The sequence below is a fragment of the Dinoroseobacter sp. S76 genome (assembly GCF_049801095.1).
In the GTDB taxonomy this organism is placed as follows: domain Bacteria; phylum Pseudomonadota; class Alphaproteobacteria; order Rhodobacterales; family Rhodobacteraceae; genus Dinoroseobacter.
The window spans coordinates 466,447-491,538 of sequence record NZ_JBNAGH010000001.1; the positions used below are offsets into that span (position 1 = coordinate 466,447).

Sequence of the window (25,092 nt, forward strand, 5' to 3'; positions counted from 1 at the left end):
GCCCCGCGAGGCGCCTTTTCTTGTTCTGGAACCGCAGCTTACTTGGAGCTGATGCGGCCATCCGTGTAAGGCTGGTACGCCCCGCCAGCGGCGAGGAATTCCGCCGTTACATCGGCCAGATCCGGGCCAAAGTCATAGGCGTTCTTGTCGTCGCCCGCGAACATGCCATAGCCATCGCCGCCATTGCGGACATAGTTGTTGGTGACCACGAGATAGGTCTTCGCCGGGTCAATCGCGACGAACGCGCCCCCTTCGGCAACCATCACATCAGAGACGCGGCTGCCGGGCTCGGAGGCCGGATCCCAAGTGAACTTCATGCCTGCGACCTGCGGGAAGCGACCGGCGCCTTCCTCAACCTTGCTCACACCGTTCTCCAGCGCATCGACCAGCATCTGGCCTGTCGCCTCGAAGGTCGAGAGCGTGTTCTGGAAGGGCAGCACCGTCAGCACCTCGCCCATGGTGATCTCGCCCGCATCGATGGAGGCGCGCAGACCGCCGCCGTTCTGGAAGGCGATGGTCACGCCCTGATCGGCCACGCGCGCGAGCATGGCATCCGCCACGAGATTGCCCATGGGGCATTCCATGGCCCGGCAGACCGAGCGGTCGCCTTCGATCGCCTCGGCCGCCTCGGAAACCGGACGGGCCTTCAGCTCTTCGATCGGGCCGGCCAGTTCGGCCACCCGCGCGACAATCGCCTCATCCGGGGTCACGGAAGCGTCGAGCACAATGGTGTCGCCCGTGGCCGAGGTCACATTACCCGCATCGTCAAAGGTCAGGACCAGATGGCCGACATATTTCGAGTAGGCATAGGCCTGCACCACCGGCGTGTCGCCGACCATGGTCGGGTACGGACCAGAGGCGCGCTCCGCCGAGTTGCTCAGCAGGGTGTGGGAATGCCCGCCCACAACCGCGTCGAGCCCCTCGACCGCCTCGGCAATCGCCAGATCCTTGGGCAGACCTACATGGGTCAGGGCGATGATCTTGGTCACACCCTCCGCCTCGAGCGTCGCCACATCCTGGCTCAGGGCTTCGATCTCGTTCTGGAAGACCACATTCGGGCCCGGCGAGGAGGTCTCAACCGTGTCCGTGGCCAGCGCCGAAACGATGCCGATCTTCTCGCCACCCACTTCGAGCACCACATGGTTGCTCACCTTGTCCTTCAGGAGATCCTCGGCGGTCAGGTCGAGATTGCCTGAGATCACCGGGAAGCTGACCTTGTCGATGAACTCCGACAGCTTGATCGGGCCGTCATCAAACTCGTGGTTGCCCACGGCCATGACGTCAAAGCCGATCGCCTCCATGAACTCGGCCTCAACCGCGCCCTTGTAGGTCGTGTACATCAGCGAGCCCTGGAACTGGTCGCCCGCGTCGAGCACGACCACATTGCCGCCCTCGGCAGTGATCTGATCGCGCAGCTCGTTGATCTTGGTGGCCACGCGCGCCACGCCGCCAAAGCACTTGCCCTCGGCCTCGCCCTCGGCGTTGCAGGTGCTGTCAAAGCGGTTGATCGACTCGATCCGGCTGTGCAGGTCGTTGATGTGGATGACATGCAACGTGTATTCCGCCGCCGCCATCCCGGTGGTCAGCGCGAGCGCCGCCGCCGAGGTAAGAATCCGAGACATCATTGTGTCTACCCCCTGTTATGACTGAGGGCAGGTTAACCACTCCGCAGGGGGTGTCAAAGCGATCCTTACGACAGGTTCGGGCGGATCTTGACCATGGGGGCCGGACACGCGACAGAGGGGCCATGGTGATCTATAAAATCTTCAGACTGCCCGAACATGAGGCGTTTCTGGCCGCGGGCGAGACCGCAGGCGCACCGGTCGATCTGACCGATGGCTATATCCATTTCTCAACTGCAGAGCAGGTGCGCGAAACCGCCGCCAAGCATTTCGCGGGCGAGACCGATCTGGTCCTTCTGGCGCTTGAGGCGGACACTCTGGGCGCGGCGCTGAAATGGGAGCCGTCCCGGGGCGGTGCGCTCTTTCCTCATCTCTACCGGACGCTGACCAAGGCGGATGTGCTCTGGACCTCGGCCCTGCCCATGGGCGACCGGGGCCATGTCTTCCCTGAGGAGCTGCCATGAGCGCGCTGGAGCGGCTTGGGCTTGCGGCCCTCACCCGGCTCGACCCCGAGACCGCCCATGGGCTGGCCCTGCGCGCCCTGCGCACGGGGCTCGGCCCCTCAACTGGGCCGGTGCGGACGCCGCGCCTCAGCACGCAGATCGCCGGGCTGCGCCTGCCCAATCCCGTGGGTCTGGCCGCCGGGTTCGACAAGAATGCCGAGGCGCTCGCCCCGCTGGCAAAGACAGGGTTCGGGTTTCTCGAAGTGGGGGCGGCGACCCCACTGCCCCAGCCGGGCAACCCGCGCCCGCGCCTCTTTCGGCTGACCGAAGATCGCGCGGCGATCAACCGGTTCGGGTTCAACAATGACGGGGCCGAGGCGATTGCTGCCCGTCTCGCTGCGCGCCCCAAGGGCACGGTGATCGGCCTCAATCTCGGGGCGAACAAGACGAGCGAGGATCGAGCCGGAGATTTCGCCCGCGTGCTCGCGACCTGCGGGGCGCATGTGGATTTCGCCACGGTGAATGTCTCTTCCCCGAACACGGAAAAGCTTCGCGATCTGCAGGGGGCTGCGGCGCTTGAGGCGCTGCTGGCCGGGGTGATGGAGGCGCGCGCCGCCCTCGCGACCCCGATCCCCGTCTTCCTGAAGATCGCGCCGGATATGGACGCCGAAGGCCTCGCGGATATTGCAGCCGTCGCAAAATCGAGCGGGATCCATGCGATCATCGCCACGAACACGACCCTGAGCCGGGACGGGCTCGCCTCCGCCCATCGGGACGAGGCGGGTGGGCTCTCGGGCGCGCCGCTCTTTGAGCGCTCCACCCGGGTGCTCGCGCAGCTGTCGCAACTGACCGAGGGCGCGATCCCCCTGATCGGCGTGGGCGGCGTGGACAGTGCCGAAGCAGCTTACGCCAAGATCCGCGCGGGCGCTTCGGCGGTGCAGCTTTACACCGCGCTGGTTTATGGCGGCATCAGCCTCGCCAGCGAGATCGCCCAGGGGCTGGACGCCCTGCTCGCCCGCGATGGGTTCTCGACCGTCGCCGAGGCCGTGGGCACCGGACGAGAGGACTGGCTATGACTGATGTTCTGCTGTGGCATAACCCGCGCTGCTCGAAATCCCGGGCGGCCCTCGCCCTGCTGGAAGAGGCCGGGCATGATGTGACCCTGCGCCTCTATCTCAGCGAGGAACCGGATGAGGCCGAGCTGCGCGCGGTCCATGCGCGGTTGGGTGGCCCGGTGCGCGGGATGATGCGTGTGAAGGAAAAGGCCTATGGCGAGGCCGGGCTTGACGCCGAGAGCAGCGATGACGCGCTCTTTGCGGCCATGGCCGCCAATCCCAAACTGATCGAGCGACCCATTGCCTTTGCCGGGGGCAAGGCGGTGATCGGGCGTCCACCCGAGCGGGTGCTTGAGATCGTCTAGCCGCCCGCAGCGCGCTCTAATGCGGGGTATTTCGAGCCCAAAGTGATGGCGCGGACCACGAACATCACGGTGATCGCAGCCCAGAGCCCGTGATTGCCAAAACTCGGCAAAAGCAGCGCGACGGTGCAGCAATAGATGCCGAAGGACAGGGCCATCATGTTGCGCATGTCCCGCGTCCGGGTCGCCCCTATGAAGATCCCGTCGAGCATCCAGGCCGCCACGCCCAGCACCGGGGCCGCCACCATCCAGGGCAGGTAGCTGCGCGCGGTCTCCCGCACCTCAGGGGACGTCGTCATGATGTCGATCACTGTCGGCCCCAGCAGGGCAAAGGCGAGCGCCAGAGCCAGCGCTGTGCTTCCGCCCCAGAGGCTCGTCATCCAGGCCGCGCGCCGCAGCCGCGCCACCGCCCCCGCGCCATAGGCCTGCCCCACCAGCGCCTCGGCGGCGAAGGCAAACCCGTCGAGCGCATAGGCGGTCACATGCAGGAATTGCAGCAGCACCTGATTGGCTGCCAGGGTCACATCACCCAGATCCGCGCCGAGAAAGAGGAAGGACACGAAGGCCGCCTGCAGCAGAACCGAGCGGATCAGGATGTCACCATTCACCGCCGCCATCTGCACCAGCCGGTCCTTGGCAAAGACCAGCGCGCTCTGCCGCCAGGCCGGTCGCGCGAAAGCATCCCGGCAGAGCCACAGGCCCAGCGCCAGCCCGGTCCATTCCGCGAGGAAGGTGGCAAAGGCCACGCCGGACACGCCCCAGCCGAGCCCGAGCACGAACCACAGATCGAGCGCGATATTGAGCCCATTCATCCAGAGCTGCAGGACGAGCACGCCCTTGGTCCGTTCCGCCGCGATGAGCCAGCCCGTCAGACCATAGATCGCGATGGCCGCCGGGGCCGACCAGATCCGGATCTCCATATAGTCGCGGGCAAGGGCCTCGACCTCGGGACTGGCGGGGGAGACTTGAAAGGCGCCCCAGAAGAGCGCGCTCTGCAAAACGATCAAAGCCAGCCCGGCGCCGAACCCGATCAGGAGGGCCCGCGAAAGAAGTGCCGAGACCTCGTCGCGCTGCCCCGCGCCCAGCGCCTGGGCCACAAGGCCACTTGTCCCCATGCGCAGGAACCCGAAGATCCAGTAGATCGCCGTCAGGATGATCGCGCCGATGCCGACCGCGCCGATCGGGGCCGCCTCGCCGATCTGGCCGACCACGCCCGTGTCCACCGCGCCGAGGATCGGCACGGTCGCATTCGAGAGCACGATCGGCACCGCGATATGCAGCACCCGGCGATGGGTCAGAGGCCGCTCGGGCGCAGCATTTGCGGTCTCAGCCATCGCTTGCAGGCGCGTCCGCCGCCTCGCGTCGGGGCATCAGGAAATGCACCGTGGCCTGGGCGATCGGGCGCTCGCGATTGTCCTGCCATGCCTCGACGAACACCGTCGCATAGCGCCGCCCGGACCGGGTCACCCGCGCCCGCGCATAGGCATCCCGCGGCAGGCCCGAGCGCAGGTAGTCCACGGTCAGGTCAATCGTCTTGGGCATGCGCGGCAAGGAGGCCGGGGTCAGGGTCTCGGCATCGATGGCGCCGCGCTCCAGATCATCCCAGAGCATGGCCCAGCTCACCTCGATCTGGGCCGTCACCTCGAGAAAGGCCGCCGTCACGCCACCATGGATCGCAGGCAGCATCGGATTGCCGATGAGCTTGTCGTCAAAAGGCAGGAGCGCCGTGAGCTCATCCCCGCGCCGGTCCACGGAGACGCCGAGGAATTGGATATAAGGCACGCCTTCGACCAGCGCGCGCAGGGCCGCGTCGCGGCGTTGCTTGACCACCTGCATGGGTTCGGGGCGTTTGCGGCTCATCTCGGACGCTCCACCGTGAAAGCGCCGGTCGCCATGGCTACCGGGTGGTCCGGGTCGCCATCCATGGCCACGGCGCGCACGAAGGCGACGTTGCGGGTGATATGGTGACACTCCGCCCGGGCCGTGATCCGATCCCCGGGCTTGGCTGCGCGCATATAGTCGATGCGCAAATCGATGGTTGCCGTCCCGCCCGGCGCATCCGGATGGCAGACCACCGCCGCCCCGCCACAGGTATCCATCAACGCCGAGACCGCGCCCCCATGGATCACGCCGGTCTTGGTATCGCCCACCAGCTGTTCGTCATAGGGCATCGAGATCACGGCAAGCCCATCCCCGATCTCCTCAACACTCATGTTGAGCGCCCGCGCATGGGGGATCATCTCGATAAATTGACGCGCCATCCGCGCCTTGTCGGTTTGGGGGTCTGTGCTCATGGGGCCCTTCGCTTCCTTGCCGAGCCCGGTCCGGCCCCTTGCACAGACGCCACCGGGCGGGCACAAAAGAACTCGGACGAACACCGCAGCCTTGGGGAGGGAGCATGGCGGAGGACACTCTGAGCTTCAAGGACATGTGCGCGGCCTTTGACGTAACGCCGCGGACGCTCCGCTATTATGAGTATATCGAGCTCCTGTCTCCGATCCGCGAAGGTCGCAGCCGGTTCTACACCCCGCGCGAGGTGGCGCGGATGAAGCTGATCATGCGCGGACGGCGGTTCGGCTTCTCGCTGGAGGAGATCCGGCAATGGCTGCTGATCTATGAGAATGAGGGCACCGAGGCCCAGAACCGGGTCTGGGTCGATGGCGCCACCGAGAAACTCGAGGCGCTTCACAAGGAGCGCGCGGAGCTCGATGCCGCGATCGACGAGTTGACCGAGCTCCGGGACAAGGTCGCCAAGACCCTGCCCTGATGCCGCCGCGCTTTACGCGGAGGCCCGGAACGCCATGGCCGCCAGCCGCGCCCGCCCCGGACCCGCACCGGGTTCGGGATGGAACATCAGATCCGGCTCCACGGTCTTGGCTTCGGTGGTCCAGGCGGTGGTGATTGTGGCCCCCTCGGGCACATGGAGGGGCGCGCCGGTCATGTTCGGCAGGTATGCCGTCAGCATCATCTGCCAATTGCCCGCCCCCACCGTGCAGCGCGCCGAGAGCGTGACGGTCTCGTCTCCGACGCTGAGATCCACGGCACCGCCCTCGGGCACAGCCATGAAGACCACGGCCTCCAGGTCCAGATCCCCGGCGGGACGCCCCTCGGGCGGCAGGGTCACGCCCGGCTCCCAGAGGGTGGTGTTGACCACACGGTTGCGGAACGCCTCGGCCTTGCTCTCGGGGGCGAAGACCGACACGACCTGAAGCTTGCGCTCCGGATCCACATAGACCGGGTCGCCTTCGGGGAGACGCGCAAGCCCGGCATCCACGGCCTCCGCCGCGAGATCCCCGATGAAGCGGGTCATGTCGGAATTGGCGTGGATATGGCCCGTGGCGTTGAAGAATTGGCGCGGCAGCTCCGCGAGCCCCGTGTCCCGCTCGTATTCTTCAGTGATATCGACCCAGGCCAGCCCGTAATGATTGAAGAGCTCCAGCAGCGCGTCCTTGTAGGGGCGCTGCTCATTGTTCATATCCGCCTTCCAGGTGTCGATCAGGATCGGCAGAAAGCTCGCTCCGCAATCGGCCACGTGGCGGATCATCTCTTCGAGGTAATGCAGAAGGCTGCCATCGGTGAAGCCCCCGGCGCTGAGCGCGGTGGCATCGGCGACGCAGCCCGACCAGAGCACTGTATCGCCCGGCTCATAGGGCGGATCCTGCTTCATGCGGATGAGAGACATCAGCGTGCTCGCCGCACTGATCGCCGAATTCCGAACCGGATAACGGCGCACCATCTTGAGGGCGAATTGATCAGCCCAACCGCCATGCATCACGGTGGAGGAGCTGCCTACTATATAAATCGTCATTAATCTGCCTTCGTACACTCAACCCGCCATACGGAAAAGCGGCGGGCCACAACGCTATCTAAGTCAGATTTTCTGAAACGTTAAGAAAGATATTGGTCTGTATTGGTCTCGGCGGAGCCTCGCCTTCAAATCGCTTTGGCGGACTTACATCTCTTGAGGGATGTCGCGTGTCGCGTTTGGACAGATGGATCAGCCGGACCGTCTCACCGACTTGGCGGACCGACCACCCCGCGCGGGTCAGAGCCCAGGACCTGCGCATCGGCCAAAGCGCAGAACTCGGGATCTTGATGGCGCAAGTCTGGTCGATCCAAACCGCGCGCGCCGCCGGGTTGCGGGAGACAGCCACGCGCGCCACCGCCCTCTCCCTCCCCCTGCGTCACAGGTCTCGGTGCCCGGAAATCTGCGCAAAATGACCATGGTGACCAAAGGGCAGATTCGCGCCGGATCCCCTATTTACCTTAAGAAAATGACTTAACGCCGGGTCGCTCACGAAATGACGTGACGTCCCTGTTACGTAAACGTCAACTGTTCTTGTAACCTAATGCATGTCGGGTCACATGCAGCGTGTACCTGACAAGTGAGATGTAACATGACCCAGACTGACTACACCACGATCCGCGACATGTGCGAAATCTACGATGTGACTCCGCGCACGCTGCGGTTCTACGAATCCAAGGAACTGCTCTTTCCCGTTCGTGAAGGCCAGAAGCGTCTTTTCACCCGCCGGGACCGGGCACGCCTGAAGCTGATCCTGCGCGGAAAGCGCTTTGGTTTTAGCCTCGAGGAGATCCGTCAGCTGCTCGATCTCTACGACCGGGGCGACCGTCAGCTCACGCAATTGTCAAAAACCTATGAGATCGCGCAGCAACGGCTCGCGGATATGGAGCGTCAGCGCGAAGAGCTGGACGAGGCCATCGACGATCTCAAGGAGCAACTCGATTGGGGGGCGAAGATGATCGACTCCCTGAAGGAAAAAGAAGCCGCCGCCTGAGCGCGCGCGAGGATCAACGGAGAGGCCCATGCCCAGCTATACCGCCCCGACGAAGGATATGCAGTTCCTGCTTCACGACGTGCTCAACGTCTCGCAGAGCGGCATTCCCGGCTATGACGAGCTTGATGCCGAGTTCACCAGTGCCGTGCTGGAGGAGGCGGGCAAGCTGGCCACCGAAGTGCTCCATCCGCTGAACACCGTGGGCGATGCCCAGGGCTGTGTGCTGGAGAACGGGGTGGTGCGCACGCCGGAGGGATTCAAGGACGCCTATAAGCTGATGTGCGAAGGCGGCTGGACCGGGCTCGATATGGATCCCGACTATGGCGGTCAGGGCATGCCCTATATCCTGCAGACGGCCACGGGCGAGATGTTCTCGGCCGCCAACATGGCGTTCCAGATGTATAACGGCCTGACCCATGGCGCGATGTCCGCCCTGGCCGAGCACGCCTCGGATCAGCAGAAGGCGACCTACCTGCCCAGCATGATCGCGGGCACCTGGACCGGCACCATGAACCTGACCGAGCCGCAATGCGGTACGGATCTGGGCCTGATCCGCACCAAGGCGGAGCCCCAGGAAGACGGGACCTACAAGATCTCCGGCCAGAAAATCTGGATCTCGGCCGGCGAGCACGACATGTCCGAGAACATCATCCATCTGGTTCTGGCCAAGATCCCCGGCGGCCCCGAGGGCGTGAAGGGCATCTCGCTCTTCATCGTGCCGAAATTCATGGTTAATGAAGATGGCAGCCTCGGCGATCGCAACGCGGTCTCCTGCGGTGGGCTCGAGCACAAGATGGGCATCCACGGCAACGCCACCTGCGTGATGAACTATGACGAGGCCACGGGCTTCCTCGTGGGTGAGATGCACAAGGGCCTGCGGGCGATGTTCACCATGATGAACGAGGCCCGCCTCTCGGTGGCGCTGCAGGGTTATGCCCAGGGCGACATCGCCTATCAGAACGCGCTCGGTTTTGCCCGGGATCGTCTGCAGGGCCGCGATGTGACCGGCGTGCAGGCGCCCGAGAAGCCCGCGGATCCGATCATCGTCCATCCGGATGTGCGCCGGAACCTGATGGATCAGAAGTCTTTCGTCGAGGCGGCGCGCGCGCTGGTCTTCTGGGGCGCGACCCTGATCGACGAAGCCCACCGATCGAAGGATGCCGAGGCGGATGCGATGATCTCGCTCCTGATCCCGGTGATGAAGGGCTTCCTGACCGACAAGGGCTTCGAGACCACGGTTCTGGCCCAGCAGACCCTCGGCGGGTCCGGCTTCACCAAGGAATGGGGTCTGGAGCAGTTCGTCCGCGATGCGCGGATCGCCATGATCTATGAGGGCACCAACGGGATCCAGTCCCTCGACCTCGTCGGGCGCAAGCTGGGCCTGAATGGCGGCAAGACCGTCATGGCCTTCTTCGACATGGTCAAAACCTTCCTGAAGGAGAACGAGGACAACGCCGCCCTGAAGGAGGGCTTCCTCGACCCGCTCAAGGCGGCCTCCAAGGACCTGCAGGCGGCGGGCATGTACTTCATGCAGAACGGCATGAAGAACCCCAATAACGCGCTCTCGGGCAGCTATGACTTCATGCATCTCTTCGGGCATGTCTGCCTCGGGCTGATGTGGGCGAAGATGGCCAAGGCCTCCATGGCGGCGCTTGAGGCGGGCGACACGGACACCCAGTTCCACGAGACCAAGATCGCCACGGGCCGCTACTACATGTCCCGCCAGCTGCCCATGACCAGCACCCATCTGGCGCGGATCACCACCGGGGCCGAGCCGGTGATGGCGCTGGACGCCGCCAATTTCTGAGACGAGATCGCCCCGCGCAGCTGCGGGGTGACGGACAGGGAGGAGATCGGGAAAGCCAAGGCCCTCCGCGCGGCGGAAACGCAGCGTCACAGGCTCGGCTTTCCCGATCTTTGAGGTACTCAAACCGGGGTGGCAATGACCATACTCCGGACATCATAAACAGCAGGAGGCGCCGGACCGCCCGGGTCCGCGCAGAAGGGGAGAGCCGCGATGACGACCACATGGATGACCGAAGAGCATCAGATGCTCTCGGAGATGACCTACAGCTTCATCACCACCGAGTGGGCCCCGAAATTCGACCGCTGGCGCGAGCAGGGCGAGATGGATCGCGAGATCTGGCAGGAGGCCGGTGCGTTGGGCCTCCTCTGCCCCTCTGTCCCTGAGGAATATGGCGGGCCCGGCGGGGATTTCGGCCATGAGGCGGCAATCCTGACCGAGATCGCGCGGGCGAACCTGTCCTCCTGGGGGGCGGGGCATGGGATCCATTCCGGGATCGTCGCCCATTACATCCTTGCCTATGGCTCCGAAGAGCAGAAGCAGAAATGGCTGCCCAAGATGGTCTCGGGCGAGATGGTCGGCGCTCTGGCCATGACCGAGCCGGGCGCTGGCTCTGACCTGCAGGGGATCAAGACCAAGGCGGTGAAGGATGGCAACACCTACCGGCTGAGCGGCTCCAAGATCTTTATCACCAATGGCCAGCATGCGGATCTGATCGTAGTGGCCGCGAAGACCGACCCGAGTGCTGGCGCCAAGGGCGTCTCGCTGGTCGTGCTGGAGACGGAAGGGGCCGAAGGCTTCTCGCGCGGGCGCAACCTGCACAAGGTGGGCCTGCATGCCTCGGACACCTCGGAGCTCTTCTTTGACAATGTGGAGATCCCGCCAGAGAACCTGCTCGGAGGGGAAGAAGGCCGCGGTTTTTACCAGATGATGAACCAGCTCCCGCAGGAGCGTCTGATCATCGCTGCCGGTGCGGTGGGCGCCATGGAAGGCGCCGTGCAGCGCACCATCGACTACGCCAAGGAGCGGCAGGCCTTTGGTGGCCCGATCCTCAAGTTTCAGAACACACGCTTCAAACTGGCCGAGTGTCAGACCAAGACAACCGTGGCCCGCGCCTTCCTCAACGAATGCATCGCCGAGCATATGGAGGGCAAGCTCAGTGTCGAAAAGGCCGCGATGGCGAAATACTGGATCACCGACACGCAAGGCGAGGTGATCGACGAATGCGTGCAGCTCCATGGCGGCTATGGCTACATGGCCGAGTATGACATCGCCCAGATGTGGACCGATGCCCGCGTGCAGCGGATCTATGGCGGCACGAACGAGATCATGAAGGAACTGATCGGGAGAGCCCTGTGACCCGCATGACCCGGACCGCGAAAGCTGGAGCGGCCCTTCGGTTGGCATACGGGGGAGCGGACAACCGAAGGGCCTTGGGAGAACCCGATCAGGGGCATCTGAACCAGGTCCATGGCTCCGATTTACCCAAGAGCGCCTTAAGGACAGGTAAACCCATGTCACAGACTCCCATTTCTTTTTGCGCCCGTGCCTCGGATAGGACAGGAGCCTTCGCATGACCCTCAAATTGCATTGTTTCGGCGAGTCCGGGCACTCCTACAAAGTAGCGCTCGCGCTCAATCTGGCGGAGCTCGACTGGACACCGGTCTATGTGGATTTCTTTCGCGGCGGCACCCGAGCGCCCGAGCATATGGCCCTCAACGAGATGGGCGAATGCCCGGTGCTCGAGGATGGCGAGACCGTGCTCAGCCAATCGGGCGTGATCCTCGACCACCTGTCGGAAAAGACCGGGCGCTTTGGCCTGCATGACCCGGCGATCCGGCGCGAGGTCCTGCGCTGGGTCCTGTGGGACAATCACAAGATGTCCTCCATGGTCGGGATCACGCGCTTCCTGATGAATTTCGTCCCTGAGGAGAAACGCTCCGCCGAGGTGATCGGCTGGGCCCAGGGCCGCTGCGCCGGGGCCTACAAGACCCTCGATGCAGCACTTGCCGGGCGCGACTGGCTGGTGGGCGAGGCGCTGAGCGCGGCGGACCTCTCCTGCTGCGCCTACCTCTATTATGACGAGCCCTTCGGCTTTGACCGCAAGGCCTTCCCGAATATCGACCGCTGGCTCGACGGCATCGCCGCCCTGCCCGGCTGGAAACACCCCTATGATCTGATGCCCCGCGCTTTCGGCGTGGCGGCATGAACGGAGGACACATGACCGAAGCCTATATTTACGACGCGATCCGCAGCCCCCGGGGCAAGGGCCGCAAGGATGGCAGCCTGCATGAGGTGACCGCGGTCAGCCTCTCGGCGCAGACGCTCAACGCGCTCAAGGACCGCAACGGGCTTGAGGGCCACGCGGTCGAAGACGTGATCTGGGGCAATGTCACCCAGGTGATGGAACAGGGCGGCTGCCTTGCGCGGACCGCCGTACTTGCCTCGGACCTCGACGAGCGGATCCCGGGGCTTGCGATCAATCGGTTCTGTGCAAGCGGGCTTGAGGCCGTGAACCTCGCCGCGAACCAGGTACGCGGCGGTGGCGGTGACGCCTATATCGCCGGTGGGGTCGAGATGATGGGCCGCGTGCCCATGGGCTCCGACGGGGCCGCGATTGCCGCGGATCCGAGTGTCGCGATGAAGACCTACTTCGTGCCGCAAGGCATCTCGGCGGATATCATTGCCACCGAATACGGCTTCTCCCGCGATGATGCCGATCAACTCGCCGTGGCCAGCCAGCAGCGCGCCCATGCGGCCTGGGAGGATAACCGCTTCGAGAAGTCGATCTTCACCGTGCGTGACCAGAACGGTTTGAGCATTCTCGACCATGACGAATACATGCGCCCCCAGACGGATATGCAGTCCTTGGGCGGGCTGAAGCCTGCCTTCAAGGACATGGGCGAGCAGATGCCCGGCTTCGACAAGGTTGCAATGATGAAATACCCGCATCTCGAGAAGATCGAGCATATCCACCATGCGGGGAACTCGAGCGGTATCGTGGATGGGGCCGCAGCCCTTCTGATCGGCAACAAGGAATTCGGTGAGGCTCACGGCCTCAAGCCCCGCGCCCGGATCAAGGCGACCTGCAAAATCGGCACGGATCCCACGATCATGTTGACCGGGCCTGTTCCCGCCACTGAAAAAATCCTGGCCGATTCAGGAATGAGCATCTCGGACATTGATTTATTCGAAGTTAACGAGGCCTTCTCTTCGGTGGTTTTGCGCTTCATGCAGGCCTTCGATGTGGATCATGACAAGGTCAATGTGAATGGCGGCTCGATCGCTATGGGGCACCCGCTGGGCGCGACAGGCGCGATGATCCTCGGCACCCTGCTCGACGAGCTGGAGCGCACGGGCAAGGGCACCGGCCTCGCGACCCTCTGCGTCGCGTCCGGCATGGGTGCCGCCACCATCATCGAGCGCGTGTGAGGGAGAGACGAGAGATGACCGATTTTACCATGAGCACGGACGCCGACGGCGTCGCCACCATCACCTGGGATGTCCAGGGCAAGTCGATGAACGTCATGAACCAGAAGGGCTTCGAGGATCTCGATGCCCTGGTGGATCAGGCGCTGGCCGATGAGGCCGTGAAGGGGATCATCATCACCTCGGGCAAGGACAGCTTTGCCGGGGGTATGGACCTCAATGTCATCGCCAAGATGAAGGAAGACGCGGGCGACGATCCGGCGCGTGGGCTCTTTGAGGGCGTGATGGCCATGCATGGCATCCTGCGCAAGATCGAGCGCGCAGGCATGGACCCCAAGACCAACAAGGGCGGCAAGCCGATTGCCGCCGCCCTGCCCGGCACGGCGCTTGGCATCGGGCTTGAGATCCCGCTGGCCTGCCACCGGATCTTTGCTGCCGATAACCCCAAGGCCAAGATCGGCCTGCCGGAGATCATGGTCGGCATCTTCCCCGGCGCGGGCGGCACCATGCGCGTCTCGCGCAAGCTGGGCGCGATGCAGGCAGCGCCGATCCTGCTCGAAGGCAAACTGAGCGAGCCCAAGAAGGCCAAGCTGGCCGGGATCGTGGACGAGGTCGTTCCGGCGGAGGAGCTTCAGGCGGCCGCCAAGGCCTGGGTCCTTTCGGCCAAGGACGCCGACATCGTGAAGCCCTGGGATCAGAAGGGATACAAGTTCCCGGGCGGCGCGCCTTATCACCCGGCGGGCTTCATGACCTTCGTGGGGGCCTCCGCGATGATCCATTCCAAGACCCAAGGGGTTTATCCGGCGGCCAAGGCGCTCCTGAGCGCGGTCTATGAAGGCGCCATGGTGCCCTTCGACACCGCGCTGAAGATCGAGGCGCGCTGGTTCACCAATGTGCTGATGAACCCGTCCTCCTCGGCGATGATCCGGTCGCTCTTCATCAACAAGGAGGCGCTGGAGAAAGGGGCCGTGCGTCCCGCGGATGTGGCCGATCAGAAGGTCAAGAAGGTCGGCATTCTCGGCGCGGGCATGATGGGGGCGGGCATTGCCTATGTCTCCGCCAATGCCGGGATCGAGGTCGTTCTGATCGACGCGGCGCAAGAGAGCGCGGATCGCGGCAAGGCTTATTCAGCGAGCATTCTCGACAAGGGGATCTCCCGCAAAAAGGTGACGGCGGAGAAGAAGGAAGAGGTTCTGGCCCGCATCACCGCGACCACCGACTACGCCGCCCTTGAGGGCTGCGATCTGGTGGTCGAGGCGGTGTTCGAGGATCCCGGCGTCAAGGCCGAGGTGACCGCGAAAGCCGAGGCCGTGATCCCGTCGGATGCGATCTTTGCCACCAACACCTCGACCCTGCCGATCTCTGATCTGGCCAAGGCGAGTGCCCGGCCGGAGCAGTTCATCGGCATCCACTTCTTCTCGCCCGTGGACAAGATGCTGCTGGTGGAAATCATCAAAGGCAAGGAGACCGGCGATGTGGCCGTGGCCAAGGCGCTCGACTATGTGCGCCAGATCCGCAAGACGCCGATCGTGGTCAATGACGCGCGCTTCTTCTACGCCAATCGCTGCATCATTCCCTATATCAACGAAGGGATCCGCATGGTGGCCGAGGGCGTCACCCCGGCCCTGGTCGAGAACGCCGCGAAGCTTGTGGGCATGCCGCTCGGACCGCTGCAGCTGGTGGATGAGACCTCCATCGATCTGGGCGTGAAGATCGCCAAGGCCACCAAGGCCGCCATGGGCGACGCCTACCCGGATGAAGCCGTGGATGAGGTCCTCTTCTGGATGGCCGATGAAGGTCGGCTGGGCCGCAAGTCCAATTCGGGCTTCTATGCCTACGATGAAAAGGGCAAGCGCGGCTTGCTCTGGGAGGGTCTGGGCGATCACTACGCCGAAGCCGCGGATCAGCCGGAGCTCACCACCGTGCAGCACCGTTTGCTGATGGCGCAGGTACTGGAGGCGGTTCGCGCGCTCGAAGACGGGGTCCTGATGGATATCCGCGAGGGCGATGTGGGCGCGATCCTCGGCTGGGGCTTTGCCCCTTGGTCCGGTGGTCCGCTGAGTTGGCTCGACATGATCGGGGCGGCTCGCGCGGTCGAGATCTGCGATGCGCTGACCGAGACCCATGGCGCGCGCTTCACCACCCCGGCCCTCCTGCGGGAGATGGCCGAGAAGGGCGAGACCTTCTACGGACGGTTCGGCGCAGACACAGCGGCTGCCGCGGCCTGATATGGCGGCGGAGGCCGCGTCTGCCCCCGCGCCGGGGGCGCGTGTGCTCCCCTGGCGCATCTTGCTGGCCGTCCTCGGTGCCTGGGCATTGCTGGTCGCGCCCATCGTGATCTTTTTTGGCCCCGCCTTTGGTGGGGTCACTTTGGTTGTGGGGCTCATCCCGGCCTTTGGCGGGCATGTGCTGGGCCAGCGACGGGTGGCCTATCTGGCCGCGGGCGCGCTCCTTGCCGCGATTGCAGCCCTGTCCCTCGCGCCCGGCCCCCTGACGATCTGGGCCTGCACATTGGCGCTGATCGGCGGAGCCGCCTGGGAGGCCTGGCGCCCGGGCGGGCGGGCTTTCGTGCTGGCGCTTTACGGGTGGAGCGCGCTTGTCCTCGCCCCTACCATGCCCACCCCGCTGGAGGCCCTGCCCTTTGTCGCCGCGGGGCTTCTCTGGGGCGCACTGGCCACCGCGCTCTTTCGCTTTGCGGGCCAAGCGGCACAGCCCCCGGTGGAAGGCCAAGTCGCCGTCTCATTGGCGCTTTTCCTGCTGGCGGGCATCTTCGTGTCCGCGCAGATCACTGCTTGGATCGATGAGAAATATGGCTATTGGGTGGTGCTCCTCTTCATCCTGCGCGCGCTCTCGCCGCCCCACCAGAGCCACCGGCACGCGGTCAGCTACGCGCTGGGCGCGGTGCTGGGATCGGGCTGCGCCATGCTGCTTACGTGGTTTCACCCGGCGGCCTCGGTCACCTTGCCCCTCACGCTTCTGATGGTGGTGCTGGGCCTGCGCTACCTGCCCCATCCGGCGCCCTGGTCCACGGCGGCCTTCACCTCGGCGGTGCTCCTGATCAACGCGCTCGGGTCGGACGGGATCCTGTGGCGGATCGAGGCGGTGCTGCTCGCGGTCGCTATTGCCATGGGGCTGGTCAGTGCCATCGCCCTGGGCTGGCGGTTGGTCGGGCGGATCAATCCGGGCCTCTCTCCGCCCGGGCGCTAGTCCTGCGCCTGACGTCCGCGCAGGATGATCACCGTGCCGGCCGCCAGAATGCAGCAGATCCCTGCAAAGGCGAGGAGCCCGGGCACCTCGCTCCAGAGGATATAGCCCCAGATCCCGGCAAAGAGCAGGAAGCTGTATTCAAAGACCGAGGCATAGCTCGGATCCGCGATCTGGTAGGCGCGCACGAGAAACCCGACCGCGATCAGCGATCCCACCGCCTGCAGCACTGTCAATGCAAGGAAGCGACCCGTCATCGGTTGCCACCCTGTGCCGAAAAAGCTCGCCGTCTCGGGCGCCCCGCCCCAGCCTGTGACCGCCAGAACGCCCAGCCCTGCCAGCCCGTAGACCAGCAGCAGCGCAAAGAACCACCATGTGAGGCAATAGGGGCTTTCCTCGGCGCAAAGGCGCCGCGTCGCCAGAGACCCGGCAGCATAAAGCGCGCCCGCCAGCACAGGGATGATCGCCACGGGCGTGAACGCGTCGCCACCCGGTTGCAGCACCAAGAGCACGCCCGCGAACCCGACCGCCACCGCCCCCGCGCGCCAGGGTCCGACCCGCGCGCCGAAGAGCCCGATGCTCAGGAGGAGTACGAAGATCGGCGAGGTAAAGAGCCCCGCCCCCGCCGTCGAGATCGGCAGCACGGCCACCGCCCCGAAATAGAGCAGGATCGAGGTCGCCATCAGCGCCGAGCGCACCAGCACCGCCCAGAGCCGCTGGGCGCGGAGCGGCCAGCCAAAGGCCAGCGCCAACAGGCCCAGCGCGGGCAGCACCATGGCGCTGCGCACCGCGTGGAACTGCCAGAGCCCTGCATCCTCGGCGATCACGCGCACATAGTTGTCGATGAACCCGATGATCAGCATCGCCGCCAGAATGAGCCCGGCGGCGGCCGGAACGCGGTTTGCAGATTGCGCCATGGGGGTCCTTTCGTGTCGCGCGGAGTTGACCATGGCCCACACTCCACGTCTATTCGGAAAAAAACACTGGGAGGACATCATGGGTTGGCTGACGGACGAGACCGGGCTGGGGAAATGTGCGGCGAACCATGTGCCCCTCACCCCTCTGAGCCATTTGCAACGGGCCGCGCAGGTCTATGCCAGCCATGACGCCTGGATCTATGGCGCCCGGCGCTGCGACTATGCGGAGTATCACGGTCGGGTTTCGCGGCTGGCCTCGGCGCTGGCCCAGGCCGGGATCGCGCCGGGGGATGTGGTCGCCACGCTGCTGCCCAATGTCCCCGCTATGGTCGAGGCGCATTTTGGCGTGCCAGCCTGCGGCGCCGTGCTCAACACAATCAACATCCGGCTCGATGTGGATACGGTCGCCTATATCTTCGCCCATGGCGGCGCGAAACAGGTGCTGGTCGATCCGCAATTCCTGCCCCTGGCCGTGGCCGCCTGCGAGCAGATGGAAGGCCCGGCCCCGATGCTGATCGAGGTGGCCGATGACGCCGCCGGGGTGCACGCGACCGGCACCTATCCGGAATACGAGACGTTTCTCGCGGGCGGTGATCCGGACTTCGCCTGGCACATGCCCGAGGATGAGTGGGAGAGCCTCGCGCTCAACTACACCTCCGGTACGACCGGGCGGCCCAAGGGCGTGGTCTATCACCATCGCGGCGCCTATCTGATGACAATGGGCACGGTGGTGTCCTGGCGCATGGTGCTCTATCCGCGCTGGATGGCCATCGTGCCGCTCTTTCACTGCAATGGCTGGAACCACAGCTGGATGATGCCCATGGTCGGCGGCACGGTCGTCTGTTGTCGCGACGTGACGGCGGATGCGATCTATGGGGCGATTGCCGAGCATGGCGTGACCCATTTCGGCGGCGCGCCCATCGTGCTCAACATGATCGTCAACGCGCCCGAAAGCGCCCGTCGTCCTTTTGAGCACACGGTCGAGGTGATGACCGCTGGCGCGCCCCCCGCCGCAGCAACGCTCGCCGCCATCGAGGAGTTGGGCTTCAACGTCACCCAGGTTTACGGGCTCACCGAAACCTATGGCCATGTCACAGAATGCGTCTGGGATCCGGCCTGGTCCGATCTGCCCCAAGGGGACCGCGCCGCGATCAAGGCCCGCCAGGGCGTCGCCCTGCCCCAGATGGAGCATATCACCGTGATGGATGCGGAGATGCGCCAGATCCCCATGGATGCGACCACCACGGGCGAGATCATGATGCGCGGCAACTCGGTGATGAAGGGGTACTACAAGAACCCCTCCGCGACCGAAGAAGCTTTCGCCGGGGGCTATTTCCACTCCGGGGACATCGCCCTGCAGCACCCCAACGGCTATATCCAGATCGCGGATCGCGCCAAGGACATCATCATCTCCGGCGGCGAGAACATCTCCTCGGTGGAGGTCGAAGGGGTGCTCATGCACCACCCGGCGGTGTTGCTCTGCGCCGTTGTCGCCAAGCCGGATACAAAATGGGGTGAGGTTCCTTGCGCCTTTATTGAGTTGAAGGATGGGGCAAAGGCCGAAGAGGACGAGATCATCGCCTTTGCACGCGAACGGCTCGCAGGCTTCAAGACGCCGAAAAAGGTTGTGTTTCAAGAGCTTCCCAAGACGTCCACGGGCAAGATCCAGAAGTTCGAGCTGCGCAAGACCGCGGCCGGGATCTGAACCAGCGCCCCGCCTCTTGGACGGTCAGAGGACGCACGGGCGATTGAGGCTGCCCGGACAACCCGCTAGGGTGCCGGGCAACGTATAATCGACAGGCATTTTCGGCAGTGACCGCCCTCAAGGACTATATCCGTCTGGAATCCACGGGCCTCTGGCGCGCGGGCGAAGAGGCCCAGCGCCGTGATGTCTATGTCTTTGTGGGCACCGCGTCTCTGGTGATCGCCGACAAGACCGAGGCGCCGCTCTCCCACTGGTCCCTGCCCGCGATCGAGCGGCAGAACCCCGGCGTGCGCCCGGCGCTCTTCACCCCCGGACCGGATGCGGATGAGACCCTTGAGATTGCGGATCCGGACATGATCGACGCCATCGAAAAGGTGCAACAGGCCGTGCGCAAGGCCGAGCCCAAGCCCGGGCGCTTGCGCCTTCTGAGTGCGGTGAGCGCGGCGGTGGTGGTGATCACGCTTGGCGCGCTCTGGCTGCCCGATGCGATCAAGGATCACGCGACCTCCGTTGTGCCCATCGCCCAGCGCGCGGCCATCGGGGTCAATGTGCTCGGCGCGTTGGAGCCGATGACCGGTCCTGTTTGCGACACGCCCGAAGGCAGCCGCGTTCTGACCCGGATGGTCCAGCGTGTGGCGCGCCCGGATGCGCCGCGGGTCCATGTGGTGCGTACGGGGGTTGAGCAGGCCTTGCTCCTGCCCGGTCCGCTGATCGTGCTGGGACGGAGCACGATTGAGGATCACGAGACCGCCGATATCGCGGCGGGTCATATCCTGGCCAAGCTCGCCCAGGCCGAGAGCTCGGACCCGTTGCGTGTCATGCTGGAGGAGCTTGGCACCTTCACCACCCTGCGCTTCCTGACCACCGGGCATTTCCCGGAGATCGCCCTGTCGCGCTATGCCCGTCACCTGCTGACGGCCCCGGCGCCGGAGGTGTCCGATGCGGCCCTGTTGAACCGCTTCGCCCGGGCGCGGGTGGCGACGACGCCCTATGCGCGCGCGCTGGATGTCACCGGCGAGACGACGCTCGCCCTGATCGAGGCGGACCCCTATCGCGGCACGGACAGTCCCATCGTGCTCGACGACAATTCCTGGATCGTGCTGCAGGCCCTCTGCGAGCGCTGAGTTACTTCGTGCCGAAAAGCCGGTCGCCCGCATCGCCGAGACCGGGCACGATATAGCCCTTCTCGTTCAGATGACTGTCCACGGCGGCGGTCACAACCGGCACATCCGGGTGTGCCTCTTTCATCCGCGCCACTCCTTCGGGGGCCGCGAGCAGACAGAGGAACCGGATATCCGTAGCCCCCGCCTCCTTCAGCAGATCGATCGCCGCCGCCGAGGAATTGCCCGTGGCCAGCATCGGATCGACGGCGATCACCCGGCGCTCGGACAGGGCATCGGGCACCTTGAAGTAATACTGCACCGGCTCCAGCGTTTCTTCATCCCGGTAGAGCCCGACAAAGCCGACCCGCGCCGACGGGATCAGCTGCAGCACCCCGTCAAGCAACCCGTTCCCCGCCCGCAGGATCGAGATCAGCGCAAGCTTCTTGCCCTCGAGCTTGGGCGCATCCATGGGCTGGATCGGCGTCTCGATCTGCTCGCTCTTCATCGGCAGGTCCCGCGTGACCTCATAGGCCAGAAGCAGCGCGATCTCCTGCAGCAGCCGCCGAAACTCGGAGGTCGAGGTCGCCTTGTCCCGCATCAGGGTCAGCTTGTGCTGCACAAGCGGGTGGTCGACGATTGTGCAATGCTCGGTCATGAGAGGTCTCCGAAAGTGGCGTCCAGTTTGGCGCGCAGGGTGGTCTTGGTCTCCGCGTCGCAGAAGGCGGCGTCGAGGGCGGTGTCGCTGATCGCGGCAAACTCCGGCAGGTCCCAGCCGAAGTGATGGGCGAGGTTCTCGTATTCCCGGGACATGGTGGTGTGGAAGAACGGCGGGTCATCGGTGCTGACAGTGACGGGCACGCCCGCCCGGCGCAGACGGTCGATCGGGTGATCCCGCCAGGCCTCATAGACCTTGAGCGCGATGTTGGAGCCCGGGCAGACCTCCAGCACGACACCGGCTTCGGCCAGCGCCTCCATCAGGGCCGGATCCTGGATCGCATGAACCCCGTGGCCGATCCGCGAGACGCCCAGATCCTGCCAGGCATCGCGCACGGATTGCGGCCCGCCCCACTCGCCCGCATGGGCCGTGAGCGCCAGCTCCGCCTCGCGCGCCATGTCGAAGGAATAGGCGAAGTCCTTGGGCGCGCCCATATTCTCATCCCCGGCAAGGCCCAGCCCGGTGATGAAGCGGCCCGCAGTCTCGGCAGCGCAAAGGGCGGTCTCCTTTGCCTTGTCGGGGCCGAAATGGCGGATACAGGTGACGATCCCGCGCATGACGATCCCGTCGGCGGCTTCCGCATCTCGGGCGGCTTCCTCAATGGCAGCGAGATAGTCGCGCCAGGCGGCGAGATCCCGGTCCCCGCAGAAATCCGGGCTGAGGAAGGATTCCGTATAGATCACCCCTTCGGCTGCAGAGGCCGCCAGTACCGCGCGGGTCAGGCGATAGAAGTCCTGAGGCGTCTGCAACACGGTGCAGGCGGCCTCATAGACCCGCAGGAAATCCACAAAATCCTTGTAGCGATAGGCCCCGGCCTCATCGAAGATACCCGTCAGGTTGACGGATTTCTCGGCGGCCAGTTCACGGATGAACTCCGGCGGGGCGGCTCCCTCAAGATGGAGGTGCAGTTCCAGTTTCGGAAGCTCTTTCACGACAAAAATACCTTGTCTTTTTCCAACATTTTCAACCCCAGATGCGCCGCAACACTGGCACCAACATCCTGAAATCCAACATGACCGATGGATTTCACCCCGACGCCGCCGCCGATCACCGGCACCCGCTCGCGCGTGTGTTCGCTACCATGCCAAGTGGGGTCATTGCCATGATCGGCGGTGAAGATCGCCAGATCTCCGGGCCGCAGCGTGGCGAGGAAACGGGGCAGAGAGGCGTCGAACCATTCCAACGCACGGGCATAGCCCGAGACATCGCGGCGATGGCCATAAAGGCTGTCGAACTCCACGAAATTCGCGAAGACCAGCGCACCTTCTTCGGCCACCTCGCCAGAGGCGATCAGCGCTTCCATCAGGGCTGCGTCCGTGCCCTTGACCACGGTGTCGATGCCTTGGCCTGAGAAGATATCCTTGATCTTGCCAATGGCATGGACCCGGCGACCGGCCTCTTGCGCGCGATCGCAGAGCGTGGCCCCCGGGGGCGCAATGGCATAGTCGCGACGGTTCTGGGTGCGGGTGAAGCCCTCAGCCTCGGAGCCAATGAAGGGCCGCGCGATCACCCGCCCGACCTTCATCGCGTGGAGGGTGGGCGCCAGCGTTTCGCAAAGGGTCAGCAATCTCTCGAGACCGAACGCCTCTTCATGGGCGGCGATTTGGAACACGCTGTCGGCGGAGGTGTAGCAGATCGGCCAGCCTGTGCGCATGTGCTCCGCCCCGAGCCGCGAGATCACCTCGGTTCCGGAAGCATGGGCATTGCAGAGTGTTCCCTCGGTGCCTGCCAGCGCGGCAGTCTGCGCCAGAAGATCAGCCGGGAAAACCGGGTCGCTGGTGGGAAAGACGGTCCAGTCCCAAGGGACCGGCACGCCGGCAAGCTCCCAATGGCCCGTGGGGGTGTCCTTGCCCGGGGAAAGCTCGGTCGCGGCACCCCAGAGCCCGGTGGGCGTGGCCCCGAGGCCCGGTACCTCCAGCCCGGACGCCAGCTTGATCGCAGCCCCCAAGCCGAGCCCGTCCAGCACGGGCATCCGCAGCGGCCCGCTGCGCCCCTCTTCGGCGCGCCCCTCAGCGCAGGCTTGCGCGATATGACCCAGGGTGTTCGCCCCGTCATCCCCGAAATCCGCGGCATCCGGCGCGCCACCGCAGCCGACGCTGTCCATCACGATCAGAAAGGCCCGGGTCATGGGCGCACCTCCCCAAGGATCAGCGGCGCGGCCTCATGGGCATCGCCGAGTGTGAAGGCCGCCTGAACTTGCGCAACGGCACGGTCGGCAGCCTCCTCCCGCGCGGCATGGACCCGCGCGAGCGGCTGTCCCGCGACAACCTTTGTTCCGAGCGGCAGCAGGTCCGACAGCCCTACAGCCGGGTCGATCCGGTCCGTTTCGGTCTGGCGACCACCGCCCAGAGCAACCACCGCCCAACCAAGCGCCCGGGCATCGCAAGCGGTGAGCACTCCGGCGCGCGGGGCCGGGACCTCGCGCAGGATCGGCGCTTCGGGGAGGCCCGACAAGCCTTGGGCAACCACATCCCGCGGCCCGCCCAGCGCCGCCACCATCCGGTCGAATACCTCCGCCGCGCGACCCTCGCGCAGCACGCGATCCATCGCATCCGACCCCGCAGCACTGTCCGGCGCGAGCCCGCCGAGGCTGAGCAGAGCACCGCCAAGGGACACGGTTGCTGCCCGCAGGCGCGGACTTGTCGCCTCACCGCGCAGGATGCGCAGCACTTCGGCGAGCTCCAACGCATTGCCAGCGGCAGTCGCGAGAGACTGGTCCATATCCGTCAGCAAGGCGATGGTCGGGCAGCCCGCGCCATTCGCGGTCTCGACCAAGGCTTCGGCCAGCGCAGTCGCGGCCTCCTGCGTCGGCAGGAACGCTCCGGAGCCACACTTGACATCGAGCACCAGGCCACCGAGTCCCGCCGCCAGTTTCTTTGACAGGATCGAGGCCGTGATGAGATCGATGCTCTCCACCGTGGCGGTCACGTCGCGCACTGCGTAGAGCCGCCGATCCGCTGGCGCGATCCGCCCCGTGGCCCCGACAATCGCACAGCCGGCTTCGGCCACGACCTTGCGCAGTTGCGCCTCGGAGATGTTGGTGCGGTACCCTTCAAGCGCCTCGAGCTTGTCGAGCGTGCCTCCGGTATGGCCGAGCCCTCGTCCCGAAATCATCGGCACATAGGCTCCGCAGGCTGCGAGCGCGGGGGCCAGCAGGAGCGAGACCGTGTCGCCGATCCCACCCGTGGAATGCTTGTCGAGGACGGGCCCCGGCAGATCCCAGCTGAGCACATCGCCGCTGTCCCGCATGGCTTCGGTCAGGCGCACGCGCCCCGAGGGGCCGAGACCATTCAGCAGCGCGGCCATGGCAAAGGCCCCCACCTGCGCGTCGGAGACCGAGCCATCCGCGAGCCCGTTCGCAAAGCTCCGCAATGCGCCCGCAGGCAGCGGGGTGCGATCGCGCACAGCTTCGATCACGGTGCGGGTGGTCAAGATCCCTCCAGGTGGCCGGGATCAAACGCGCCCGGCAAAAGCTCGCCCAAGGTCATGGACAGCTCGCCGCCGGAAGTGGTCGCCATGAGCACGGGCACATCGGCCGCGCCGAACTCCTTGAGCTTCTGACGGCATCCTCCGCAGGGCGGGACCGGGTCCGGGCTTCCGGCGATCACGGCCACTTCCACAAGGGCCGTCTCCCCGGCGGCGATCATGGCCGCGATGGCGCCTGCCTCGGCGCAAGTGCCTTCGGGATAAGCAACATTTTCCACATTGCAGCCCGTGTAGATCACGCCAGACGCCGACCGAACCGCAGCACCGACCTTGAAATTCGAATAGGGCGCATAGGCGTTTTCACGCACCGCGCGGGCAGCGTCCAGCAGCTCCATTCCACACCCTCCTTGATCAGGGATCAGAGTGGGGCGCGGCGCGGCGGTTTGCAAGCCCGCAAGCGCAGCTTATGGTCGGCTTACCCCCCTGAGTGGATCCGCCGCAAGCCTTT

General features: G+C 65.2%; 24 protein-coding genes. 13 read left to right on the top strand and 11 right to left on the bottom strand.

What is annotated here, in order from left to right; translation table 11 throughout:
* Positions 1 to 38: 38 nt before the first annotated feature.
* Positions 39 to 1,625, bottom strand: coding sequence for a bifunctional metallophosphatase/5'-nucleotidase (locus ACP153_RS02210; RefSeq protein WP_424969340.1), 1,587 nt, complete (start codon positions 1,623 to 1,625; stop codon positions 39 to 41).
* Positions 1,626 to 1,747: 122 nt separating this feature from the next.
* On the opposite strand from ACP153_RS02210, the gene ACP153_RS02215 reads away from it, so the two are divergent.
* Genes ACP153_RS02215 through arsC form a run of 3 tightly spaced genes read left to right on the top strand, consistent with a single transcriptional unit; the run spans position 1,748 to position 3,485 of the window.
* Positions 1,748 to 2,086 (top strand): DUF952 domain-containing protein, encoded by a 339-nt coding sequence (locus ACP153_RS02215; protein ID WP_424969341.1) that lies wholly within the window; start codon positions 1,748 to 1,750, stop codon positions 2,084 to 2,086.
* Positions 2,083 to 3,141 (top strand): quinone-dependent dihydroorotate dehydrogenase, encoded by a 1,059-nt coding sequence (locus ACP153_RS02220; RefSeq protein WP_424969342.1) that lies wholly within the window; start codon positions 2,083 to 2,085, stop codon positions 3,139 to 3,141. The genes ACP153_RS02215 and ACP153_RS02220 overlap by 4 nt, the downstream gene beginning before the upstream one ends.
* Complete coding sequence (gene arsC, locus ACP153_RS02225) at positions 3,138 to 3,485, top strand: arsenate reductase (glutaredoxin) (RefSeq protein ID WP_424969343.1); 348 nt, start codon at positions 3,138 to 3,140, stop codon at positions 3,483 to 3,485. Before ACP153_RS02220 ends, arsC begins: the two co-directional genes overlap by 4 nt.
* On the opposite strand, the gene ACP153_RS02230 is transcribed toward arsC, so the two are convergent.
* The 3 genes from ACP153_RS02230 to ACP153_RS02240 are packed head-to-tail and all read right to left on the bottom strand — an operon-like array spanning position 3,482 to position 5,776.
* On the bottom strand, positions 3,482 to 4,816 hold the full coding sequence (locus ACP153_RS02230; protein ID WP_424969344.1) for an MATE family efflux transporter: 1,335 nt from the start codon (positions 4,814 to 4,816) through the stop codon (positions 3,482 to 3,484). The genes arsC and ACP153_RS02230 overlap by 4 nt on opposite strands.
* Positions 4,809 to 5,342 (bottom strand): PaaI family thioesterase, encoded by a 534-nt coding sequence (locus tag ACP153_RS02235; protein WP_424969345.1) that lies wholly within the window; start codon positions 5,340 to 5,342, stop codon positions 4,809 to 4,811. Before ACP153_RS02235 ends, ACP153_RS02230 begins: the two co-directional genes overlap by 8 nt.
* Positions 5,339 to 5,776, bottom strand: coding sequence for a PaaI family thioesterase (locus tag ACP153_RS02240; protein WP_424969346.1), 438 nt, complete (start codon positions 5,774 to 5,776; stop codon positions 5,339 to 5,341). Before ACP153_RS02240 ends, ACP153_RS02235 begins: the two co-directional genes overlap by 4 nt.
* Before the next feature lie 104 nt (positions 5,777 to 5,880).
* On the opposite strand from ACP153_RS02240, the gene ACP153_RS02245 reads away from it, so the two are divergent.
* On the top strand, positions 5,881 to 6,249 hold the full coding sequence (locus tag ACP153_RS02245; RefSeq protein WP_424969347.1) for a MerR family transcriptional regulator: 369 nt from the start codon (positions 5,881 to 5,883) through the stop codon (positions 6,247 to 6,249).
* A 12-nt stretch (positions 6,250 to 6,261) separates the two neighbouring features.
* Here the strand turns inward: ACP153_RS02245 and ACP153_RS02250 are convergent, their stop codons facing one another.
* The gene (locus ACP153_RS02250; protein WP_424969348.1) at positions 6,262 to 7,290 is read right to left on the bottom strand and encodes a hypothetical protein; all 1,029 of its coding nucleotides are present in this window, start codon (positions 7,288 to 7,290) and stop codon (positions 6,262 to 6,264) included.
* Between the two features lie 589 nt (positions 7,291 to 7,879).
* Here ACP153_RS02250 and ACP153_RS02255 point away from each other — a divergent pair.
* From ACP153_RS02255 to ACP153_RS02285, 7 genes are all read left to right on the top strand, one after another.
* A complete protein-coding gene (locus ACP153_RS02255) occupies positions 7,880 to 8,281 on the top strand; it encodes a MerR family transcriptional regulator (RefSeq protein WP_424969349.1) in 402 nt (133 codons plus the stop codon).
* A 28-nt stretch (positions 8,282 to 8,309) separates the two neighbouring features.
* A complete protein-coding gene (locus ACP153_RS02260) occupies positions 8,310 to 10,088 on the top strand; it encodes an acyl-CoA dehydrogenase C-terminal domain-containing protein (RefSeq protein ID WP_424969350.1) in 1,779 nt (592 codons plus the stop codon).
* Between the two features lie 210 nt (positions 10,089 to 10,298).
* On the top strand, positions 10,299 to 11,444 hold the full coding sequence (locus ACP153_RS02265) for an acyl-CoA dehydrogenase family protein (RefSeq protein WP_424969351.1): 1,146 nt from the start codon (positions 10,299 to 10,301) through the stop codon (positions 11,442 to 11,444).
* A 214-nt stretch (positions 11,445 to 11,658) separates the two neighbouring features.
* Entirely contained in the window at positions 11,659 to 12,294 is a 636-nt protein-coding gene (locus tag ACP153_RS02270; RefSeq protein WP_424969352.1) for a glutathione S-transferase family protein, read from the top strand.
* Positions 12,295 to 12,305: 11 nt separating this feature from the next.
* On the top strand, positions 12,306 to 13,517 hold the full coding sequence (locus ACP153_RS02275) for an acetyl-CoA C-acetyltransferase (protein WP_424969353.1): 1,212 nt from the start codon (positions 12,306 to 12,308) through the stop codon (positions 13,515 to 13,517).
* Positions 13,518 to 13,531: 14 nt separating this feature from the next.
* On the top strand, positions 13,532 to 15,742 hold the full coding sequence (locus ACP153_RS02280; RefSeq protein WP_424969354.1) for a 3-hydroxyacyl-CoA dehydrogenase NAD-binding domain-containing protein: 2,211 nt from the start codon (positions 13,532 to 13,534) through the stop codon (positions 15,740 to 15,742).
* A 43-nt stretch (positions 15,743 to 15,785) separates the two neighbouring features.
* The gene (locus ACP153_RS02285) at positions 15,786 to 16,721 is read left to right on the top strand and encodes an FUSC family protein (RefSeq protein ID WP_424969355.1); all 936 of its coding nucleotides are present in this window, start codon (positions 15,786 to 15,788) and stop codon (positions 16,719 to 16,721) included.
* Here the strand turns inward: ACP153_RS02285 and ACP153_RS02290 are convergent.
* Positions 16,718 to 17,635 (bottom strand): DMT family transporter, encoded by a 918-nt coding sequence (locus ACP153_RS02290; RefSeq protein ID WP_424969356.1) that lies wholly within the window; start codon positions 17,633 to 17,635, stop codon positions 16,718 to 16,720. The genes ACP153_RS02285 and ACP153_RS02290 overlap by 4 nt on opposite strands.
* Before the next feature lie 79 nt (positions 17,636 to 17,714).
* Here ACP153_RS02290 and ACP153_RS02295 point away from each other — a divergent pair, with 79 nt between their 5' ends.
* Both ACP153_RS02295 and ACP153_RS02300 read left to right on the top strand, forming a co-directional pair.
* Positions 17,715 to 19,340: an AMP-binding protein gene (locus tag ACP153_RS02295; RefSeq protein WP_424969357.1), complete on the top strand. Its 1,626-nt coding sequence runs from the start codon at positions 17,715 to 17,717 to the stop codon at positions 19,338 to 19,340.
* 107 nt (positions 19,341 to 19,447) lie between these two features.
* Positions 19,448 to 20,464, top strand: a complete 1,017-nt coding sequence (locus ACP153_RS02300; protein ID WP_424969358.1) for a hypothetical protein — start codon at positions 19,448 to 19,450, stop codon at positions 20,462 to 20,464.
* Position 20,465: 1 nt separating this feature from the next.
* Here ACP153_RS02300 and upp read toward each other — a convergent pair whose 3' ends face one another.
* The 5 genes from upp to ACP153_RS02325 are packed head-to-tail and all read right to left on the bottom strand — an operon-like array spanning position 20,466 to position 24,979.
* On the bottom strand, positions 20,466 to 21,098 hold the full coding sequence (upp, locus tag ACP153_RS02305; protein WP_424969359.1) for a uracil phosphoribosyltransferase: 633 nt from the start codon (positions 21,096 to 21,098) through the stop codon (positions 20,466 to 20,468).
* The gene (locus ACP153_RS02310) at positions 21,095 to 22,090 is read right to left on the bottom strand and encodes an adenosine deaminase (RefSeq protein ID WP_424969360.1); all 996 of its coding nucleotides are present in this window, start codon (positions 22,088 to 22,090) and stop codon (positions 21,095 to 21,097) included. Before ACP153_RS02310 ends, upp begins: the two co-directional genes overlap by 4 nt.
* On the bottom strand, positions 22,087 to 23,286 hold the full coding sequence (locus ACP153_RS02315) for a phosphopentomutase (RefSeq protein ID WP_424969361.1): 1,200 nt from the start codon (positions 23,284 to 23,286) through the stop codon (positions 22,087 to 22,089). Before ACP153_RS02315 ends, ACP153_RS02310 begins: the two co-directional genes overlap by 4 nt.
* Positions 23,283 to 24,590, bottom strand: coding sequence for a thymidine phosphorylase (locus ACP153_RS02320; protein WP_424969362.1), 1,308 nt, complete (start codon positions 24,588 to 24,590; stop codon positions 23,283 to 23,285). Before ACP153_RS02320 ends, ACP153_RS02315 begins: the two co-directional genes overlap by 4 nt.
* Positions 24,587 to 24,979: a cytidine deaminase gene (locus ACP153_RS02325; RefSeq protein ID WP_424969363.1), complete on the bottom strand. Its 393-nt coding sequence runs from the start codon at positions 24,977 to 24,979 to the stop codon at positions 24,587 to 24,589. The genes ACP153_RS02320 and ACP153_RS02325 overlap by 4 nt, the downstream gene beginning before the upstream one ends.
* Positions 24,980 to 25,092 lie beyond the last annotated feature (113 nt).